Annotated in this window: 17 protein-coding genes and 1 tRNA gene; 4 read left to right on the forward strand and 14 right to left on the reverse strand. The window is 69.3% G+C overall.

Annotated elements, in window-relative coordinates:
* Window positions 1-14 precede the first annotated feature (14 nt).
* The 7 genes from M2351_RS02550 to M2351_RS02580 all read right to left on the reverse strand — a co-directional run bounded on the left by M2351_RS02550 (window position 15) and on the right by M2351_RS02580 (window position 7,716).
* Window positions 15-1,451: a S41 family peptidase gene (locus tag M2351_RS02550; RefSeq protein ID WP_264654589.1), complete on the reverse strand. Its 1,437-nt coding sequence runs from the start codon at window positions 1,449-1,451 to the stop codon at window positions 15-17.
* Window positions 1,452-2,846 carry a murein hydrolase activator EnvC family protein gene (locus tag M2351_RS02555; RefSeq protein ID WP_264654590.1) on the reverse strand — a complete coding sequence of 465 codons (1,395 nt, stop codon included), beginning with the start codon at window positions 2,844-2,846 and terminating at the stop codon, window positions 1,452-1,454.
* A gap of 144 nt (window positions 2,847-2,990) precedes the next feature.
* Window positions 2,991-4,556: a 2,3-bisphosphoglycerate-independent phosphoglycerate mutase gene (gene gpmI, locus M2351_RS02560; RefSeq protein WP_264654591.1), complete on the reverse strand. Its 1,566-nt coding sequence runs from the start codon at window positions 4,554-4,556 to the stop codon at window positions 2,991-2,993.
* 91 nt (window positions 4,557-4,647) lie between these two features.
* A complete protein-coding gene (gene rlmH / locus M2351_RS02565; protein WP_264654592.1) occupies window positions 4,648-5,106 on the reverse strand; it encodes a 23S rRNA (pseudouridine(1915)-N(3))-methyltransferase RlmH in 459 nt (152 codons plus the stop codon).
* Between the two features lie 25 nt (window positions 5,107-5,131).
* A complete protein-coding gene (gene rsfS, locus M2351_RS02570; protein WP_209769647.1) occupies window positions 5,132-5,566 on the reverse strand; it encodes a ribosome silencing factor in 435 nt (144 codons plus the stop codon).
* Entirely contained in the window at window positions 5,563-6,177 is a 615-nt protein-coding gene (locus M2351_RS02575; RefSeq protein ID WP_264654593.1) for a nicotinate-nucleotide adenylyltransferase, read from the reverse strand. Before M2351_RS02575 ends, rsfS begins: the two co-directional genes overlap by 4 nt.
* Before the next feature lie 261 nt (window positions 6,178-6,438).
* Window positions 6,439-7,716 carry a glutamate-5-semialdehyde dehydrogenase gene (locus tag M2351_RS02580; RefSeq protein WP_264654594.1) on the reverse strand — a complete coding sequence of 426 codons (1,278 nt, stop codon included), beginning with the start codon at window positions 7,714-7,716 and terminating at the stop codon, window positions 6,439-6,441.
* Between the two features lie 190 nt (window positions 7,717-7,906).
* Here M2351_RS02580 and M2351_RS02585 point away from each other — a divergent pair, with 190 nt between their 5' ends.
* A complete protein-coding gene (locus tag M2351_RS02585) occupies window positions 7,907-8,758 on the forward strand; it encodes a c-type cytochrome (RefSeq protein ID WP_264654595.1) in 852 nt (283 codons plus the stop codon).
* Between the two features lie 105 nt (window positions 8,759-8,863).
* Entirely contained in the window at window positions 8,864-9,607 is a 744-nt protein-coding gene (locus tag M2351_RS02590; protein ID WP_264654596.1) for a sulfite exporter TauE/SafE family protein, read from the forward strand.
* A gap of 13 nt (window positions 9,608-9,620) precedes the next feature.
* On the opposite strand, the gene M2351_RS02595 is transcribed toward M2351_RS02590, so the two are convergent.
* The 5 genes from M2351_RS02595 to rplU form a co-directional block, all read right to left on the reverse strand.
* Window positions 9,621-10,304: an HAD family hydrolase gene (locus M2351_RS02595; protein ID WP_264654597.1), complete on the reverse strand. Its 684-nt coding sequence runs from the start codon at window positions 10,302-10,304 to the stop codon at window positions 9,621-9,623.
* Window positions 10,301-11,506 carry a glutamate 5-kinase gene (gene proB / locus M2351_RS02600; protein WP_264654598.1) on the reverse strand — a complete coding sequence of 402 codons (1,206 nt, stop codon included), beginning with the start codon at window positions 11,504-11,506 and terminating at the stop codon, window positions 10,301-10,303. The genes M2351_RS02595 and proB overlap by 4 nt, the downstream gene beginning before the upstream one ends.
* On the reverse strand, window positions 11,442-12,644 hold the full coding sequence (gene obgE, locus M2351_RS02605) for a GTPase ObgE (RefSeq protein WP_264654599.1): 1,203 nt from the start codon (window positions 12,642-12,644) through the stop codon (window positions 11,442-11,444). The genes proB and obgE overlap by 65 nt, the downstream gene beginning before the upstream one ends.
* A gap of 165 nt (window positions 12,645-12,809) precedes the next feature.
* Window positions 12,810-13,088: a 50S ribosomal protein L27 gene (rpmA, locus tag M2351_RS02610; protein ID WP_264654600.1), complete on the reverse strand. Its 279-nt coding sequence runs from the start codon at window positions 13,086-13,088 to the stop codon at window positions 12,810-12,812.
* Between the two features lie 33 nt (window positions 13,089-13,121).
* Entirely contained in the window at window positions 13,122-13,439 is a 318-nt protein-coding gene (gene rplU / locus M2351_RS02615) for a 50S ribosomal protein L21 (protein WP_209769689.1), read from the reverse strand.
* Between the two features lie 220 nt (window positions 13,440-13,659).
* On the opposite strand from rplU, the gene M2351_RS02620 reads away from it, so the two are divergent.
* Window positions 13,660-13,749, forward strand: a tRNA-Ser gene (locus M2351_RS02620).
* An 82-nt stretch (window positions 13,750-13,831) separates the two neighbouring features.
* Here M2351_RS02620 and M2351_RS02625 read toward each other — a convergent pair.
* A complete protein-coding gene (locus M2351_RS02625; protein WP_264654601.1) occupies window positions 13,832-14,695 on the reverse strand; it encodes an alpha/beta hydrolase in 864 nt (287 codons plus the stop codon).
* 117 nt (window positions 14,696-14,812) lie between these two features.
* Here M2351_RS02625 and queC point away from each other — a divergent pair, with 117 nt between their 5' ends.
* Window positions 14,813-15,505 (forward strand): 7-cyano-7-deazaguanine synthase QueC, encoded by a 693-nt coding sequence (gene queC, locus M2351_RS02630; RefSeq protein WP_264654602.1) that lies wholly within the window; start codon window positions 14,813-14,815, stop codon window positions 15,503-15,505.
* Between the two features lie 7 nt (window positions 15,506-15,512).
* On the opposite strand, the gene M2351_RS02635 is transcribed toward queC, so the two are convergent.
* Complete coding sequence (locus tag M2351_RS02635) at window positions 15,513-16,184, reverse strand: elongation factor P hydroxylase (protein ID WP_264654603.1); 672 nt, start codon at window positions 16,182-16,184, stop codon at window positions 15,513-15,515.
* Between the last annotated feature and the right edge of the window lie 48 nt (window positions 16,185-16,232).

Consider the following 16,232-nt stretch of genomic DNA (forward strand, 5'->3'; position numbering starts at 1 on the left):
GGTTGGTCACTCCGTCAGTGCGTGTTGCGGGCCTGGAACAGCGCGACGCCCCGCAGCAGGTCGAGCGCACGCGCCAGCTGGTAGTCGAACGGCGGCTGGCCGGCCGCCGCGGCCGGTTCGCCATTCTCGCCCGTGGCGGGAGCGGCGGCCGGCGGGTTGGCGGCATTTCCAGGGGCGGCACCGGCCTTCGGTGCGGCACCCGGCGCCGGGGCGTTGCTGGCGCCCGGTCCGGGAGCCGGCTGGGTGGTCGCCGGCTTCGGCGGCTGGCCGGGCGCGGCGGAGTCCGGGTTGCGCAGCGCGCCGCGCAGATCGCTTTCGCGGCGGCGGGCGACGCCCTGGTCGGTGTCCTCCACCTTGGCCGGATGCACCTCGATGTCGGGCGTGATGCCCAGCGCCTGGATCGACCGGCCCGACGGCGTGTAGTAGCGCGCGGTGGTCAGGCGCATGGCGCCATGGCCCGGCAGCGGGATGATGGTCTGGACCGAGCCCTTGCCGAAGGACTGGGTGCCCAGCACCAGCGCCCGCTTGTGGTCCTGCAGGGCGCCAGCGACGATCTCCGACGCGGAGGCCGACCCGCCGTTGACCAGCACGATCAGCGGCATGCCCTTGATCATGTCGCCCGGCTTGGCGTTGTAGCGCGTGCCCTCCTCGGCCTTGCGACCGCGGGTGGAGACGATCTCGCCCTTGTCGAGGAACGTGTCGGACACCGACACCGCCTGGTCGAGCAAGCCGCCCGGGTTGTTGCGCAGGTCGAGCACGAAGCCCTTCAGCTTGTCGCCGAGCTGCTGCTGGACGGAGGTGATGGCCCGCTCCAGCCCCTGCTGGGTCTGTTCGTTGAAGCTGGTGATGCGGATGTAGCCGATGTCGCCCTCGGTGCGGTAGCGGACCGACTGCACCTTGATCACGGCGCGGGTCAGCGTGACCTCGAAGGGCTCGCCGGCCTCGCCGCGGCGGACGGTGACCTTGATGTCGCTGCCCACAGGGCCGCGCATTTTCTCCACCGCCTCGTTCAGGGCCAGGCCCATCACGGCCTCCCCGTTCAGCTGGACGATCAGGTCGCCCGGCTGCAGACCGGCGCGGAAGGCGGGCGTGTCGTCGATGGGCGAGACGACCTTGATCAGGCCGTTTTCCATCGTGACCTCGATGCCCAGCCCGCCGAACTCGCCGCGGGTCTGCACCTGCATGTCCTGGAAGCTTTTCCGGTTCAGGTAGCTGGAATGCGGGTCGAGCGAGGTGAGCATGCCGTTGATGGCGGACTCGATCAGCTGCTCGTCGGTGACCTGCTCGACATACTCCGCGCGCACGCGCTCGAAGACGTCGCCGAACAGATTGAGCTGCCGGTAGGTCTCCGACGTGTTGCTGTTGTTGCTGACCTGCGCGGTGACGGTGGCAACGCCGGCGCCCAGGAACACCAGGGCGGCTGCTGTGGCGGCTCGCTTGACTATCCTCATCTACCCTTGTCCTTTCCCCTCCGGGGTGCCGAAGCCGCGTTGCGGGTTGATCGGCTGACCGTGTCTTCGCAGTTCGAAGTAGAGATCCGGGCTTCCGTCGGCGGGCATCAAACCAATGGGCTCCCCGGTGGCCACGCGCCTGCCGACGGCCGTGTCGATGCGGCCAAATCCAGCAATCAGACTATGATATCCATTGCTGTGTTCAACGATCAAGATTTGCCCATAGCCGCGAAACGGTCCGGCGAACATGATCGTTCCGGCCTGCGGCGCCACGACGGTGCCGCCCGGCCGGGCCTGGATGGTGATGCCCCGGCTGGTGGAGCCGAAGCGGTCGGATTCGCCATAGCGGACGGTGACCTTGCCGACCGCCGGCATGCGCCCGCCGACCACGGTTTCTGCGTCCGGCGCACGCTGGGCGGCGGCGAATTCCGCCTCCGCCCGCGCCCGCTCGGCAGCCTTTTCCTCAGCGGCCTTCTGCTCGGCCGCCCTCTGTTCCGCCAAGCGCTGCTCCGCGGCGCGCTGTTCGGCCAGCTTCCGCTCGGCCTCCCGGCGCTCCGCCTCCTTCTTGGCGGCGAGCTTGCGTTCGGCCTCGCGCCGTTCCGCGTCACGGCGCTCCGCCTCCTTGCGCTCGGCTTCCAGCCGCTCGGCCTCACGCTTCGCGGCGGCCTCGGCGGCGGCGCGGCGTTCCGCCTCGATGCGCTCCATCAGCTGGCGCAGGTCGGTGGCCTGCCCGGCCAGCCGGGTGGCGTGCTGCGCGACCTGGACCCTTTCCTCTTCGGTCTGGCGCGACAGCTCTTCGCGGCGCGCGACCAGCTTGGACAGGTCGTTCTGGCGTTCGGCCAGGGCGGTGCGGGCGGCCAGCGTGCGGCGGCGCTGCGTCTCCAGCGTCTCGCGCGTCTCGGCCAGCTTGGTCAGGGCGCCGGCCAGGGCGTCGGCCCGGGCGCGCAGCGCCGGCACGGTGTCGCGCAGCAGCAGGGCGGAGCGCAGCGTGTCCACCGGCCCCTCGGGCCGGGCCAGCGCGGCCTCCGGCGGAATGCGGGCTAGGCGCTGGAGCGCCGCGAGCAGGCCGGCGATCTGCTGGCGCTCGCCCTCCAGCGCGGCCGACCGGTCCTGTTCCTCGGTTTCCAACTTGGTGAGCGTGTCTTCCAACTGGGCAAGGTCGTTTTCCTGCGCGCGCTCCTCCGCGGCGAGGCCGATCACCCGGGCGCGCAGGTCGTCCAGTTCCTTTTGCAGGCTCTGCGACTGCTGGTCGAGCTGCTTCTGGCGGGATTTGTCCGCCTGGATTTCCTGCTCGACGCGCTTCAGCGTCTGCTGGGGGGCTTCGTGTTGAGCGAAGGCTGGGGTGGAGAGGAGGAGGGCGAGGAGGGTAAGCGCGTGCGCTGGGCCCCCACCCAACCCTCCCCCACTTCGCAGGGGAGGGCTTTGGGGGTCGTGCTGCGGAGTTCCCTCCCCCGTCGAAGATGGGGGAGGGTTAGGGTGGGGGCCCAGAGCAAGGACGGTCGCGAGGACGGTCCGCCAGGTCTGCTCTGCGCCCATGCGTTATTCCGCGGCGGCTTGCGCGGCGGCGCGGTCGAGCAGGCTGCGGCCGGTCATCTCGGAGGGCACCGGCAGCTTCATCAGGTCGAGCAGGGTCGGCGCGATGTCGGCCAGCCGGCCGCTGCGGATCGCCTTCACGTCGGCCGGGCTGTTGACCAGCACCAGCGGCACCTTGTCCAGCGTATGGGCGGTGTGCGGGCCGTGGGTCTCCGGATCGGTCATCATCTCGCAGTTGCCGTGGTCGGCGGTGACCAGCATGACGCCGCCCTGGCGGCGCACCGCGGCCTCCAGCCGGCCGAGGCTCGTGTCCACGGCCTGGACCGCCTTCATGGCGGCGTCCAGGAAGCCGGTGTGGCCGACCATGTCCGGGTTGGCGTAGTTGATGACGACCAGGTCGTACTTGCCACTGTCCACGGCCGCCACGACCTTGTCGGTCACCTCCGCCGCCGACATCTCCGGCTGCAGATCGTAGGTCGCGACCTTCGGGGAGGGCACCAGGATGCGGTCCTCGCCCGGATACACCCGCTCCTCGCCACCATTGAAGAAGAAGGTGACGTGCGGGTACTTCTCCGTCTCCGCGATGCGCAACTGAGTCAAACCGGCCTCGCTGACCACTTCGCCCAGCACCTTGGTCAAGGATTTCGGCGGAAAGATGGTCGTCATCAGCTTGGCAAGCGCCGAGGAATATTCGACCATGCCCACCGCAGCGGCGAGCGAAGGCACGGTGCCGCGGTCGAAGCCGTCGAAGGCGGGGTCGACGAAGGCGGCCAGGATCTCCCGCGCGCGGTCAGCGCGGAAGTTGGCCATCAGGATGGCGTCGCCGTCCTTCAGGCCGGTGTAGCCGTCGATGATCGTCGGCAGGATGAACTCATCGTGCTTGCCGGTGGCGTAGCTCTGCTCGATCGCCTGGATCGGGTCGGCGGCGCGCTCGCCCTCGGCGCGCACGATGGCGGCGTAGGCCTTCGCGACGCGGTCCCAGCGCTTGTCGCGGTCCATGGCGTAGTAGCGGCCGGACACGGTGGCGACGTTCACCCCGGCCAGTTCGTGCACGTCGGCTATGAATTCGGCGACCTGGTCCTTGGCGCTCTGCGGCGGCACGTCACGACCGTCGGTGAAGGCGTGGACCTCGACCGGCACGCCCTCATGCGACAGCACGGCGGCCAGCGCGGCGATGTGGTCCTGATGGGAGTGCACGCCGCCGGGCGACAGCAGGCCGAGGATGTGGCAACGCCCGCCGGTCTTGTGCAGCGCCGTGACCAGATCGTTCAGCGCTTTGTTGCGCTCGAACTCGCCCTGGACGATGGCGTGGTCGATCATGACGAGGTCCTGCATGACCACGCGGCCGGCGCCGAGGTTCATGTGCCCGACCTCGGAGTTGCCCATCTGCCCCTTGGGCAGGCCGACCTCCTCCTCGCTGGCCTCCAGGAAGGCGCGCGGCTCCGACGACCACAGCCGGTCCCAGGTCGGCGTGTCGGCCAGCGCGATGGCGTTGTCCGTCCGCTCCTCGCGATAGCCCCAGCCGTCCAGGATGCACAGGACAACGGGGCGGGGACGTGTGGTCTCGGTCATCGCGCTCCTCATACGCCAGTCGTGGTTGGTCGGCTCGTGGTTGGTCTGCTGCACCGGGTGGGGCAGGCACGCCGAAGGCCGGCGCACCCGCTCACGCCCGGTGATATGGGTGTCCGGCCAGGATTTGCTGGGCGCGGTAGAGTTGCTCCGCCAGCATGCCCCGCACCAACATATGCGGCCAGGTCATGAGGCCCAAGGCCAAAAGAAAATCGGCGCGCGCGCGGACCGCGTCGCCGTGGCCATCGGCCCCGCCGATCAGGAAGGCGATGTCGGCGGCACCCTGGTCGCGCCAGGCGCCGATCTTGCCGGCGAAGGCCTCGCTGGACACGCTTTTCCCGCGCTCGTCGAGCGCCACGACGATGGAGCCGGCGGGAATGGCGGCCAGCAACAGCTCCGCCTCCTGCCGCTTCATTTCGTCGGGCGGCAGGCGCTTCTTGACCTCGACCTCGCGGAGCGTCAGCGGCCAGCTCAGCCGGCCGGCATACTCGTCGTAGAGGTCGCGCGCCGGACCGGTCCGTGACCGCCCGACGGCGGCAAGCCACAGACGCATGGGTCCGGCTCCCTCTCGAACGACGTCAGGCGCTCATGCGCTCGGCCGATGGCCGCGGCGCATCCAGGCCCCACATCTTCTCGATGTTGTAGAAGGTCCGGACTTCCGGGCGGAACAGGTGGACGATGACGTCCCCGGCGTCCACGAGCACCCAATCGCACTGGGGCAGGCCTTCGACCTCGACGCCACGGATGCCGGACTGCTTCAGCCGGTCGGCGAGCTTCATGGCCATGGCGGCGATGTGCCGGGTGTTGCGGCCGGACGCCACGATCATGTAGTCCGCGATGCTGGTCTTGCCGGCAAGATCGATGACGATGACGTCATCCGCCTGGTCGTCGTCCAGGGACTTTTCGATAAGCGCCTTCAGTTCCTGCGGCTGGGGAACGGGCGCGGGCCGCACAACGGGCGCGGCCGGTTCGATGAACGTGTTGATGGTACCCACCTCGTCATACAGGGTCACGACCCGCGGGCACGCGCCCGCCGGATCGCCGTCGCCGAAGCCGGATGCAGCGGGTTGCGGAGGAAGATCCAGGCCGGCGTCGCGTGGCCGGCCAACCCCCTGGCCCGATGGTCCTTCACCCGGCGACGGGCATAGCGCTGAGCGGCCATGCCACCAAGCGCATTCATAGAATAAGTTGGACGGGCCAGAACTGCAACCGGGACCAGCCGGAAGATTCGCGTCCAATGCCGCCAGCGGGGTATTTGCCGAAGATTGTCCGCACCCATCAGCCAGACGAAGCGCGTTCTTGGAAAGCGACGCTTCAGTTCGGCCAGCGTGTCGGCGGTGTAGCGCGTGCCAAGCTCCCGCTCGATGTCGGTGACCCGGATGCGGGGATGGCGGGCGACGCCGCGCGCCTCCGTCATGCGCTCGGCCAGCGATGCCATGCCGCTGGCTGGCTTCAGCGGGTTCTGCGGGCTGACCAGCCACCAGACCTGGTCGAGCCCCAGCGCCTTCAGCGCGTGCAGGCTGATGTGCCGGTGCCCCGCGTGCGCCGGGTTGAAAGACCCGCCGAGCAGGCCGATGCGCAGGCCGGCGTGGAGGGGGCCGGAGTAGCGGTGGGGGGGCGTCATCGCCCCTCTCCCCTCCGCTCACGCGCAAACGAAGTTTGCGCTGACGCGACAGGCGGACCTTCGGTCCGCCGAAAGCGGGGAGAGGGTAGGGAGAGGGGGTTCCCCCTCTCCCCTCTGGGGAGAGGGCCGGGGTGAGGGGGCCGGGCTCCACGAAACGTTCGGCCAAAGCTGGACCCGCTCACCCTAACCCTCTCCCCAGGGGGGAGAGGGGACAGGAGGTGCGGGTGAGGGAGAGCGCTTGCCGCCGACATGATGGAAAGACTAAGGCCGGGTCTGGCCATCGCCGCGCACAACGTACTTGTAGCTGGTCAGCTGCTCCGCTCCGACCGGGCCGCGGGCGTGGAACTTGTCGGTGGAGATGCCGATCTCCGCCCCCATGCCGAACTCGCCGCCGTCGGCGAACTGGGTGCTGGCGTTCCACAGCACGATGGCGCTGTCGACTTGGTTCAGGAAGCGCTCCGCCGCGGTCGCATTCTCGGTCACGATGGCGTCGGTGTGGTGGGAACCGTGGCGGTTGACGTGCGCGATGGCCGCGTCCACCCCGTCCACCACGCCGCAGGCGATGATGGCGTCCAGATACTCGGTGTCCCAGTCCTCAGGCGACACGGGCGTGACGCGCGGGTCGGCGGCTTGGGCGGCCTCGTCGCCGCGCACGGCGCAGCCGGCGTCCAGCAGGTCCTTCACCAGGACCGGCAGCATGCGATCGGCCACCTTGCGGTCGATCAGCAGCGTCTCCGCAGCACCGCAGACGGAGGTGCGGCGCATCTTAGCGTTCATCACGACCTTGCGCGTCTTCTCCAGGTCCGCGCCGGCATCGACGTAGACGGTGTTGTTGCCGTCCAGGTGCTTGATGACCGGGACGCGGCTTTCCTCGGAGATACGCTCGATCAGCGACTTGCCGCCGCGCGGCACGATGACGTCGACGAGTCCGCGCATGGTCAGCAGGTGCCCGACCGCCGCCCGGTCCGTGGTGGGGACCAGCTGGATCGCCGCCTCCGGCAGGCCGGCGGCGCGCAGGCCGTCGACCAGGCAGTCGGCGATGACGCGGGAGGAGCGGACGCTCTCCGACCCGCCGCGCAGGATGGCGGCGTTGCCGGACTTCAGGCAGAGGCCGCCGGCGTCCGCCGTCACGTTGGGGCGGCTTTCGTAGATGATGCCGATGACACCCAGCGGCACGCGCACGCGCTGGATGGCCAGGCCGTTGGGCCGCGTCCATTCCGCCATCACGCCGCCGATGGGATCGGGGAAATCGGCGATGTCCTCCAGCCCCTTCGCCATCGCCTCAATGCGGGCGTCGTTCAGGGTCAGCCGTTCCACCATGGGGCCGGCGAGCCGCTCGCCCACCGCGGCGACGTCCGCGTCGTTGGCCGCCTGGATCTCCGCCTTGCGGGCGCGGATCGAGGCGGCGGCGGCCCTCAAGGCTTGATCCTTCGACGGTCCCGGCACGGTCGCCAGCTCCGCGGCGGCGGCGCGGGCGGCGCGGCCGAGGGCGAGCATCTGGTCGTGCAGGGCGTCGGTGGTCTCAAGCAGGGCGGACATCGGTCCAACTCCGGTGGGGGCCCGACTCCGCGGGCCCGGTTGAAAGGGGCGCAACTCTAACCCATCGCCCAGTCTCGCGAAAGGCGGGTGAATACGCCGAAAAGCTGAGCTGCGCGCTCAACAATGCGCTGGGACGCGGATTGTTGCCGCGTTACCGTTTTCCCAAACGCGAAAACGCGGGGAGGCGGAGATGACGGGGTTGATGCGCTGCGGCTTGGCCGCAGCGGTTGTCGTGCTGTGCCTGGGGCAGGGCGCCCAAGCGGAGACGCCGCTGGAACGCGGCAAGGCCTTGATGAGCGGCATCGTCGCCTGCGGCAACTGCCACACGCCGCAGGGGCCGAACGGCCCGGTGCCGGGAATGGAGCTGGCGGGGGGCACGCTCTTTGACGAGAAACCCTTCACCGCCTACGCGTCCAACATTACGCCGGACCCCGAAACCGGCATTGGCCGCTGGACCGACGAGCAGCTGATAATGGCGATCCGCGAGGGCAAGCGGCCGGACGGGTCGCTGATCGGCCCGCCGATGCCCATCGCGTTCTACCGCGGCATGTCCGACGGCGATGCGCGCGCCATCGTCGCCTACTTGCGCAGCGTGCCGGCGGTGAAGAACGCGGTGCCGAAGTCGGTGTACCGCATGCCCCTGCCGGCCGCGTACGGGCCGCCGGTGGGCTCAGTCCCGGATGTGCCGCGCAGCGACCGGCTGGCGTACGGCGCGTACATGGCCGGCCCGCTCGGCCACTGCCTGGAATGCCACACGCCGATGCTTCCCGACGGGCGCCGCGACATGACCCGCGCCGGGCTGGGCGGAGAGCATTTCACCGGCCCCTGGGGGACGACCGTGTCCCGCAACATCACGTCGGACAAGGAGCATGGACTGGGCCTGTGGACGGACGCCCAGATCAAGCGCGCGATCACCGAGGGTGTACGCGCCGACGGCACCCGGCTGGGGCCGCCGATGGGTTTTCATTTCTACAAGAACATCGACGACGCGGAGCTGACGGCGTTGATCGCGTACCTGCGTACGCTTCCGCCGCGGTCGTAGGGCAGGAGTACGCGTTGGAAACAGGGATGCGTCGAAAACGCAGTACCGAAAGCTGTGCTGAACGGGCATAGTCCGCGCGCCTTTTTTCCGCCGGACGCGTGCCCCATGCTGACCCTGCTGCTGATCGTCTCCGCCTTCTTCGCGGGCGTGCTCAACGCCGTGGCCGGGGGCGGCAGCTTCCTGACCTTCCCGGCGCTGATCATGGCCGGGGTGCCGCCGCTGAACGCCAACGCCACCAGCACGGTCGCGGTGTCGCCGGGGGCGCTCGCCAGCGCCTACGGCTACCGGCGGGAACTGGGGCGCATCCGCGAGGTGAACCTGCCGGCCTTCCTGGGCGTCAGCCTGGTCGGCGGGCTGCTGGGCGCGCTGCTTCTGCTGTGGACCCCGCAGCGGACCTTCGAGGCCGTGGTGCCCTGGCTTCTGCTGTTCGCCACGGTGCTGTTCGCCTTCGGGCCCAAGGTGTCGGCCTACATCCGCCGCAACTTCAAGGTCGGGCACGGCACGGTGCTAATCGTGCAGTTCTTCATCGCCATCTACGGCGGCTATTTCGGCGGCGGTATCGGCATTTTGATCCTGGCGACGCTGGGGGTCTTCGGCCTGACCGACCTGCACGCCATGAACGGGTTGAAGGCGCTTGTCTCCGGCTGCCTGAACGCGGTGGCCGTGGTGGCTTTCGTGTTCGGCGGCGCCGTCTATTGGAGCGAGGCGCTGGTCATGCTGATCGCCGCCATGGCCGGCGGCTACGCCGGCGCTGCGGTTGCCCGCCACATCCCCCCGCCGATGCTGCGCAAGTTTGTGATCGGCGTGGGCGTCGCGATGACGGCGTATTTCTTCTACGTGAAGGGGTGAGGCGGAGGGACGCTCAATCCGCCGCCATGCGCTCTGCGAAGTTGCAGAGCGCGTCCCAGTCCAGGGCGGCGGGGTCCTCGACCACGTGGTCGGCGGCTTCGAACAGCAGGTGTGGGTGCTGGGGCCAAGCGATGGTCAGCATGCCGGCGGCCTTGCCGGCGCGGGCGCCGGTGGGGCTGTCCTCGATGACCGCGCAGGCCTCCGGCGGCACGCCCAGCCGGGCGGCGGCGGTCAGGTAGGGCTCCGGGTGCGGCTTGCCGTTGGTCACCTCGTCGCGGCTGAGGCCGAAGGCGAAATGGGGGCTGGCAATCCGGCGCAGGTTGGCCTCGACCACCCGCCGGCCGCTGTTCGACACGCAGGCCTGCCGCAGGCCGCGCGCCGCGAAGGCCTCGACCAGGGCGAAGGCGCCGGCGCGGGCCTCCACCTCGGCGAGCCGTTCCAGATAGAGGTCGGTGATGGCGTCCGCCCACTGCTGGAAGGTCGCGGCCATGGGCCGCAGCGCGTTCAGCCGTGCGTAGAACTCCGGGAAGGCGATACCGAGGGAGCTGCCGTACTGCTCCTCGGTCAGGTCATGGCCCAGGCCCCGGCACACCGCGATGGTGGCGCGCTGGTGCCAGGGCTCGCTGTCCAGCAGCGTGCCGTCGATGTCCCAGAGGATGGCCTGGAGCGGCGGGCGGACCGACACGGGAACGCTCACCGCACCACCAGATCGTCGCGGTGGATCATTTCGTCGCGGCCGCGGTAGCCGAGGATCTCCTCGATCTCGTGGCTCTTGCGGCCGGCGATGCGGCGGGCGTCGTCGGCGGCGTAGGCGGTCAGGCCGCGCGCCACCTCGCGCCCGTCCGGCGCCTTCACCACCACCACGTCGCCGCGGTCGAAGTCACCGTCCACGGCGCGCACGCCGGCCGGCAGCAGGCTAGCCCCGTTGGCGAGCGCCTTCAGCGCACCCGCGTCCACGGTCAGGGAGCCCGCGGCGTTCAGATTGCCGCCGATCCAGGCCTTGCGGGCGCTGGAGGGCTCGGCCGCCGGGAGGAACCAGGTGCACAGCGCCCCACCGTTCTCCGGCCGCTGCTCCAGCGCGGCCAGCGGGTTCATGCGCTTGCCCTTGGCGATGACCATGCGGCAGCCGGCGGCCAGAGCCACGCGCGCGGCGACGATCTTCGTCACCATGCCGCCGGAGCTGTAGCCCGGAGGCGGCTCCCCGGCCATGTTCTCGATGTCGGAGGTCAGTTCCTGGACGACGGGGATGTGCTTGGCCTCCGGGTCCTTGCGCGGATCGGCGGTGTAGAGGCCGTCGATGTCCGACAACAGGACCAGCGTGTCGGCGGAAATCATCTGCGCCACGCGGGCGGCGAGGCGGTCGTTGTCGCCGAAGCGGATTTCGGAGGTCGCGACCGTATCGTTCTCGTTGATGACCGGGATGGCGCCGAGCTTCAGCAGCGTGTCGATGGTGGCGCGGCCGTTCAGGTGGCGGCGCCGCTCCTCCGTGTCCTCCAGCGTCACCAGCACCTGGGCCACGGTCAGGCCGTAGCGGGCCAGCGTCTCCTGGTAGGCGGCGGCAAGCCGGATCTGGCCGGTGGCGGCGGCGGCCTGCTTTTCCTCCAGCCGCAGCGGACGGCCGACGAGGCCCAGATGCTCCCGCCCGCAGGCGACGGCGCCGGAGGTGACGATCACCACCTCCTGCCCGCGCTTGCGGCAGGCGGCCACATCGTCGGCCAGCGCGTCCAGCCACTCCCGCCGGATCTGGCCCGTCGTGCTGTCCACCAGCAGGGCCGAGCCGATCTTCACCACCAGCCGGCGCGAGTCGAGCAGGGTGGGCAGCCGGGCGGGAGCGTCAGCCCTTGGTGTTGTCGTCGCTGTCGTCGTCACCGTGGTCGTCATCGCCGTCGTCGCCATCATCGTCCCAGTCGTCGGAGTCCGCGGGCAGAGGGTCGTACTCGCCCTTTTCCTCGTTCCAGCCCGCATACTCGTCGTCCACCTTCTGGCCGACCGGCGGCCGCGGGATGGAGCGGGTGGCCGGGGCGTGGATGACGTCGGGCTCCTCTTCCTTGGACTGTTTGATGAGCGTGAGCAAGCGGTAAAGCACAGCCTGCACGCCCTGACCGGTGGCACCGGAGAGCACCATGACCTCGGCGCCCGAAGCCTCCTCCAGCGCCGCCTTCTTCTCCGCGACCTCCTCGTCCAGCAGGGCGTCGGCCTTGTTCAGACCGATGATCTCCGGCTTGTCGGCGAGGTTGCCGCCATAGGCCGCCAGTTCGTTGCGGATGGTCGTGTAGGACTGGACGACGTCCTCGGCCGTGCCGTCGATCAGGTGCAGCAGCACGCGCGTGCGCTCCACATGGCCGAGGAAGCGGTCGCCGAGTCCGTGGCCTTCGTGCGCGCCCTCGATCAGGCCGGGGATGTCGGCGATCACGAACTCCTCGTCACCGGCGCGCACCACGCCCAGGTTGGGGGCGAGCGTTGTGAAGGGATAATCGGCGATCTTCGGCTTCGCCGCGGTGGTCGCGGCCAGGAAGGTGGACTTACCGGCGTTGGGCAAGCCCAGCAGGCCGGTGTCGGCGATCAGCTTCAGCCGCAGCCAGACCCAGCGCTCCTCCCCCGGCCAGCCGGGATGGGCCTTGCGCGGGGCGCGATTCGTCGGGGTCTTGTAGGAGGCGTTGCCGAAGCCGCCGTCGCCACCCTTCAGGTAGACGACGCGCTGGCCGGGCTCCGTCAGGTCGAGCAGCACCGTCTCCTGGTCCTCGTCCAGGATCTGGGTCCCGACCGGCACGCGCAGCACCACGTCGGTGCCCTTGGCGCCGTTGCGGTTGGCCCCCATGCCGTGGTTGCCGCGCTGCGCCTTGAAATGCTGCTTGTAGCGGTAGTCGATCAGCGTGTTCAGGCCGTTCACGGCCTCGATCACCACGTCGCCGCCGCGCCCGCCGTTGCCGCCGTCCGGCCCACCGAACTCGATGAACTTCTCGCGGCGGAACGCGATGGCGCCGGGGCCGCCGTCGCCGCTCTTCAGGAACACCTTGGCTTGATCGAGGAACTTCATCGGGGGACCGTGCCGGCCAATCTGCAAACGGCGCCCCGCCGGCCGTTCCCGAAGGGGAAGGGGCGGAGACCACCATACCAACAAAAGAAAATCGGGGGCCGGTTGCCCGGACCCCCGATTTATCCGCTTACACCGTACGGGCCGGCCAAGCTTATCCGGCCAAGCTTACTCGGCCGCGACCGCCGGAACCTGCACCGCCTCGACAGCGACGAAGGTGCGGCCCTTTGCGGAACGCTTGAAGGTCACGACGCCGGCCGCGGTGGCGAACAGCGTGTGATCGCGGCCGATGCCGACGTTCTCACCCGGGTGGAACTTCGTGCCGCGCTGGCGGACGATGATGTTGCCCGAGACGACGTTCTCGCCGCCGAAGTGCTTCACGCCGAGGCGACGGCCAGCGGAGTCGCGGCCGTTGCGCGAGGAGCCGCCTGCTTTTTTGTGAGCCATGGGGGGTTACTCCTGTGACTGGTCGGCGGCCGCTCAGGCGGCGCCGTTGATCCCGGTGATGCGCAGGACGGTCAGGTCCTGGCGATGGCCGTTCTTGCGGCGGTAGTTCTGGCGGCGCTTCTTCTTGAAGACGATGATCTTCGGACCGCGATCCTGGGCGACCACCTCGGCGGTCACGGCCGCGCCGGCAACCGTCGGGGTGCCAACCGTGGCGCTGCCGCCGTCGCTCACCATCAGCACGTCGCCGAGCGTGATGGAGGCGCCAGCCTCGGCCTCGAGCTTCTCAACGCGGATCACGTCGCCATTGGCGACCTTGTACTGCTTGCCGCCGGTGCGGATCACTGCAAACATCGTCGTCACTGCCTATTCCAAAACAAACAGCGGGCCGCTCGCCCACCGTTTGAGGTGCAAGCCCGTTCGTGAGAGCGGGGATTTATACCGACGACCCACCCTGAGTCAACAGGGTTGGTGGTGGAGCGGCGTTCATTTTCCTGCAAAATCCCGCAAACAAGGGGCTTGCATCGCCAAAGGCTTTTGGGTAGGTTCCGCGCCACCCCGGAAACGGGGCAGCGGATGGGTGGCAGAGCGGTTGAATGCACCGCACTCGAAATGCGGCATACCCGCAAGGGTATCGGGAGTTCGAATCTCCCCCCATCCGCCACATTTCTTCAGCGCGACGCGCTTTTACGTAGGCAAGCCTCCCCGATGCGGGAGGCTTTTTGCGTTTCGGGCCATTGCCGCTGTTATCCGGCCGTTCCGCGCAGCATCGCCATGGTCGCGTCGAACAGGGCGCCGTCCGGATCGGCGAAGCGGTCCACCACGCTGAAATGGTTGGCGCCGGGCTCCACGAACTCCTGAATCGCGTTGCCGGCGGCGGCCCAGGCGCGAGCCTGGTCGGTCTGCTGGCGGTGCATTTCGTCGGTCTCATTCGACCCCAGGGCCAGGACGAGCAGCGGGGCGGGGGCCGGAACGTTGTGGACCGGGCTCAAGCGGCGTGCCGATTCCAGGTTCAGTCGCAGTTGGTCGTTCACCTCGAAATGCAGCAGCGGTTCCAGATCGTAGATTCCGCTGATGGATACGGCGCCCGACGCCCGTTCCGGGTTGCGGGACACCAGCGTGGTCGCCAGATGGCCGCCGGCGGAGTGGCCGGCCAGGACGAAGCGGCGCGAATCGGCGCCGAAGCCGGCCGCGTGGTCGATGGTCCAGTCCAGCCCGGTCTGGGCGTGGCCGATCAACTCGTCCATCGTCACGTCCGGGCACAGGCCGTAGCCGATCATCGCCACCGCAACGCCCCGCGCCACGAAGGGCTCCGCGATGAAGGAGTGCATGGCCTTCGACAGCGACCGCCAATAGCCGCCGTGGATGAAGACCAGCAAGGGTGCGCCGTCACCGGCCGGGAAGACGTCCACCGTCTGGCGCGGGTGCGGGCCGACGGGGATGTCCAGGGTGCCGCCGAGCCGCTCGCGCGCCGCGGCGCTTTGCGCCTCCCACCGGGCGAAGTGGTCGGCGTGTTCGGGCACCAGTTTGCGGAAATTGTACTGCCGGTCGATCGCGGCGGCGTCCATGCCATTGAACAGGGGGCTTTGGAGCGGGGACTCGGACGTCACGGCGGGGCTCCTATGTGGTGTTCGGCGCGGCGCTGACATTGACCGGTTCATGGGAAGAGGACTATCCCCAGGCCACGGAATATGGCGGATCGGCCGGACTGAGGAAAGGGCAGGGTCATGAACGGAAAGAACGCGGTCGTGCTGGTCAGCGGCGGGCTCGATTCGACGACGGTGCTGGCGATCGCCAAGGACCAAGGCTACCGGGTCAACGCGCTGAGCTTCCGCTACGGCCAGCGCCACGCGGTGGAGCTGGAGGCGGCGCGGCGCGTGGCTTCGGCGATGGGGGTGGACCGGCACGTCATCGCCGACATCGACCTGCGCGCCTTCGGCGGTTCGGCCCTGACCGACGCCATCGACGTGCCCAAGCACGGAAGCGCTTCGGAGCTGGGCGAGGGCATCCCGGTCACCTACGTGCCGGCGCGCAACACCATCTTCCTGTCCTTCGCGCTGGCCTGGGCGGAGACGCTGAACGCATCGGACATCTTCATCGGCGTCAACGCGCTGGACTATTCCGGCTATCCGGACTGCCGGCCGGAATACATCACGGCCTTCGAGACCATGGCCAACCTCGCCACCAAGGCCGGGGTGGAGGGGACCAGCCGGTTCAAGATCCACGCGCCGCTGATGACGCTGGACAAGGCCGGCATCATTCGGCGCGGGCTGGAACTGGGCGTGGACTACGGCCTCACCCACTCCTGCTACGACCCGACGCCGGAGGGCGAGGCCTGCGGCACCTGCGACAGCTGCCTGCTGCGCCTGAAGGGCTTCCAGAAGGCCGGGCTGGTGGATCCGGTGCCCTATAAGAGATAAGGGGGCGTCAGGCGGCGGCGAAGCGCCGTTCATCGGCCCAGGTGCGGGCGGTGGTCGGGCGGCCCTCGGCGTCGATCAGGCCGCGTTGGTGCAGTTCTTCCACGTGGCGGGTGAAGAAGCGGACGGTGCTCTCCCGCTCCCAGTGCTCCATCCAGTTCTGCTCCAGGAAGGCGAGGATCGCCGGCTGGCCCAGCTCCGCCTCCCACAAGATGCCAAGGAGCGAGGTCTGCTGCTCCTCGTGCATGCACTCCTCGAAGGTCAGCTTCTGCTGGCTGCGGGCTTCCTTGCGCCGAGTCGTCTCCGGCCCCGGTCCCAGGCCGTAGTCGTAGAGCGGGCGGCGCTCCGGGGCGGCCAGCAGCCAGTGGGCGACCTCGTGCACGATCACCGTGGCCTCCACGTCCGTGCGGATGACCTTGCCGTCCCACATGAAGGAGGTGTTGGGCGGCTCGTCCAGCGTGTCGATGCCGTGGGCATGGGCCAGCCGCACGGCGTCGGCGCGCTGGTCCGGCGTGTCGACACCGCCGGGTACGGGCCAGGTGGCGGCAATGCGCCGGAAGGCGGCCAGGGGCAGCCGCCCCGCCTGGAAGGCCGGGTCCGCCAGCGTCCTTTCGGCCAGCGTCTTTTCAAAGGCGGCCAGGGCTTCCGGCATCACCTCGGCCGGGATCGGGGTCAGGATCATGGTGCACAAACGACAAAGGGTCCGGAATGGGCCTATGTGCCCAATCCG

The organism is Azospirillum canadense (genome assembly GCF_025961225.1).
Taxonomy (GTDB): Bacteria; Pseudomonadota; Alphaproteobacteria; order Azospirillales; family Azospirillaceae; genus Azospirillum; species Azospirillum canadense.